Raw genomic sequence first — 3,444 nt, forward strand, 5'->3', positions numbered from 1 at the left:
GCATCCTACAGTCCTGATTGCAGTGAGAAGTCTCTAGCTAAACTCTCAGAAGCTGTTGCTGCTCATCAATCTGACTTGATTATTGGGATTGGCGGAGGTAAGGCGTTGGATACTGCTAAAATCCTAGCGCACCAGTGTCAGTTACCTGTAGTTACTGTACCCACCTCTGCTGCTACCTGTGCCGCTTGGACAGCTCTATCTAATATCTATTCTGACCATGGGGCTTTCCTGTATGATGTTGGACTTGACCATTGCCCAGATTTATTGGTACTTGATTACAGCTTGATTCAGACAGCGCCCCAACGTACCCTAGTTGCCGGGATTGGTGATGCCTTAGCGAAGTGGTACGAAGCTTCGGTTAGTAGTGGTAGCGCTACAGATACTCTAATTATTGCGGCTGTCCAACAGGCAAGGGTATTGCGAGATATTTTGTTCCAAAAGTCGGTTGAGGCTCTAACCCAACCTGGTAGTCAAGTTTGGCGGGAAGTTGTTGATGCAACAGTTTTACTGGCTGGTGTGATTGGGGGCTTGGGTGGAGCTCGATGTCGTACTGTTGCTGCCCATGCTGTACATAATGGTTTAACTCATATCCCAGCAGCTCACGATTCTTTACATGGTGAAAAGGTGGCTTATGGCATTTTGGTGCAGCTGCGTTTGGAAGAAATGCTTCAGGGGAACCAACTGGCGGCATCAGCACGGCAACAGTTGCTGAAGTTTTATGCTGAGCTTGGTTTGCCCCAAACTCTCCAAGACCTGGGATTAGGGTCGATTACCTTGGCTCAGTTACAGAAAGCAGCTGAGATTGCCTGTGGGGAAAATTCTGATATTCATCGGCTACCGTTTAAGGTGCTTCCAGAACAGCTGATGGCAGCAATGGTTTCTACTAGGATACTAGTTGAGGGCAGTCGTAAGGAGTTAAGTTTGCCAGCGGTTGAGGTTGAAGGTTGTCTGTCAGAATGAAGAATGTAGAATGAAGAATGTAGAATTTGGAATTCTACATTCTTCATTCAAAAATGTTGCAGGTTGCAGGTTGTAGGTTGAACGGTGTTGGGTTAAGGTTGCAGCTTTTGAGCTCAAACCTGTTGACACTCCCCGACCATTAGGCGCGGGGATTCCTAGATCAACGAGCCGCCTTAAACCGCCGTATTCCTATCTTTAACGCCGTCAAAAATAGGACAGTACTTAACCAAAAACCCGTCAAGACCAAGTTTTTAGTCAATTTACGACAGACCCAGAGGGCGATTCTCCCTAGGCGTTTGGTTACTTAGTTGGAAGTGCCTTTAAGAGTCCGTTTCTCTTCCTTTTCGCCTGGTTCCGGTGTGCCCCACCGTACCGTTTCTTTTTCTCAAGTTGTGATTTTTCTGGGTTCACACGTTAATTGTTAGTTAACGATTGGGTTTTTAAGGAGGATTTTCCCTGCCCTCCGGGCATTACTGTTTTAAGGTCAAGCAGTGGCGGGCTTCTCTCCCGGTTGCGCCTCGGTTTTTCAACCTGTACCCTATACTTATATACCCTAGGGCTAGATAATCGTCAACCCTTTAGACTAGATTTCTTTTAGGCTAAAAGCGCGCTAGTCGCTTTCATCTCCGCTCGCTTTGTGGCGGAGTTTTCAGTGTTCGGATTTCTAATAACCTTTTATATTACTAGCATTTTCCCTTATACTGGCTCTCAACTCGTTCGCGATCGCGTGGCCTTTTGGCCAAAGTCAAAAATTCTAGGTTTTGACCTTCAACCGGCTAACTTCCAAACCTGACACTGATGATGGTAGATTTGATTACCCCAGCACAACGACTAAGCGCACTCCCTCCCTATGTATTTGCTCGTTTAGATGAATTAAAAGCAAGAGCCCGTGAGCAAGGGCTGGATTTGATTGACTTGGGGATGGGTAATCCTGATGGTTCAGCACCGCAGCCGGTGATCGAAGCAGCGATCGCAGCCTTAAAAAATCCGGCTAACCATGGTTATCCTCCCTTTGAGGGGACTGCTAATTTCCGTCGGGCAATTACGAATTGGTATCACCGCCGCTATGATGTGGAGCTAGACCCAGACAGTGAAGCTTTACCTCTGTTAGGGTCCAAGGAAGGACTAGCTCACCTAGCCTTGGCCTATGTGAATCCGGGAGATTTGATTTTAGTACCTTCTCCTGCTTATCCGGTCCACTTCCGGGGTCCGTTGATTGCTGGGGGGGAAATTCACAGCTTGGTTTTGAAACGGGAGAATGATTGGCTGATTGATTTAGGGGCAATTCCGGATCAGGTTGCCCAACGAGCTAAGATCCTCTATTTTAACTATCCCAGTAATCCGACCACCGCTACCGCCCCAAGGGAGTTTTTTGAAGAAATTGTTGCCTTTGCCCGTCGGTACTCAATTCTGCTAGTACATGACTTATGTTATGCGGAATTAGCATTTGATGGCTATCAGCCTACTAGCTTGCTGGAAATTCCTGGCGCTAAAGATATTGGTGTAGAATTCCACACCCTATCCAAAACTTATAATATGGCTGGCTGGCGCGTTGGCTTTGTAGTGGGGAATAGCCGCATTATTCAAGGGTTGCGTACCTTAAAAACTAATCTGGACTATGGGATCTTTGCTGCCTTGCAAACCGCTGCTGAAGCGGCCTTGCAACTGCCAGATGTTTACCTTCAAGACGTCCAAAACCGTTACCGCCGCCGCCGAGATTTCATGATTGAGGGTTTGGCAGAGTTGGGTTGGCAGATTCCTAAATCCAAGGCAACCATGTATCTGTGGGTTCCTTGCCCAGTAGGGGTAAGTTCAACGGATTTTGCTCTGGATGTTTTGCAGCAAACTGGAGTAGTCCTCACGCCGGGAAATGCTTTTGGCATCGGGGGTGAAGGGTATGTGCGGATTAGTTTGATTGCGGAATGCGATCGCTTGGGTGAAGCCCTCAATCGGTTGAAACAAGCTAATATCCGCTACCAAGCCGAAACAATGGTTAAGGTTTAAGGTTTAAGGTTTAAGGTTTAAGGTTTAAGGTTTAAGGTTTAAGGTTTAAGGTTTAAGGTTTAAGGTTTAAGGTTGTAAATAGGTGCAAGTTGTAGGTAGGTGCAGGTAAGTGAACTCAACAACTGTTGGGGGAATTATATCAAATCTGGTAGCATCGGTTTACAACTTGCATTTGCCTTAACTATCCTTACCGACAGCGATTTTTGCGTATAGCTGTCAGTGAGAATGGCCAGAGTTTAGAATGGGTGCATCTCAGTTTTGCCTAATGGCAAAACTGAGATGCACCCTGGCGGACTTCCCCCTTGACGTTGCGGTTTAATATCTCCGGTTTCTCTATGTTGTTTTAGTAATTTGTTAGAGTCGATGCCTCCGATTAAGGAGGGCACCTCTCCTGTCATACCATACGTGAAAGTTTCCCCTCATATGGCTCCTAGATATTCTCTCCCTTAGGAGTGCTCCAGTGAATTTGCTGGTGACAGC

Annotated in this window: 2 protein-coding genes; both read left to right on the top strand. The window is 46.7% G+C overall.

The genetic code is table 11. From position 1 onward, the window contains the following. Positions 1–960: iron-containing alcohol dehydrogenase family protein (locus tag F6K38_RS37405; protein WP_287360060.1), on the top strand; the 960-nt coding region annotated here is incomplete at its 5' end. 798 nt (positions 961–1,758) lie between these two features. After that, a complete protein-coding gene (locus F6K38_RS37410) occupies positions 1,759–2,964 on the top strand; it encodes an aspartate aminotransferase (RefSeq protein ID WP_044494956.1) in 1,206 nt (401 codons plus the stop codon). The last annotated feature ends 480 nt before the right edge of the window (positions 2,965–3,444 follow it).

The sequence above is a fragment of the Moorena sp. SIO3B2 genome, assembly GCF_010692525.1.
In the GTDB taxonomy this organism is placed as follows: Bacteria; Cyanobacteriota; Cyanobacteriia; order Cyanobacteriales; family Coleofasciculaceae; genus Moorena; species Moorena producens.

What these genes read in the sequence shown, in the direction of transcription:
- F6K38_RS37410 (WP_044494956.1), top strand. Translation starts at nt 1,759, where the DNA reads ATGATGGTAGATTTGATTACCCCAGCACAACGACTAAGCGCACTCCCT.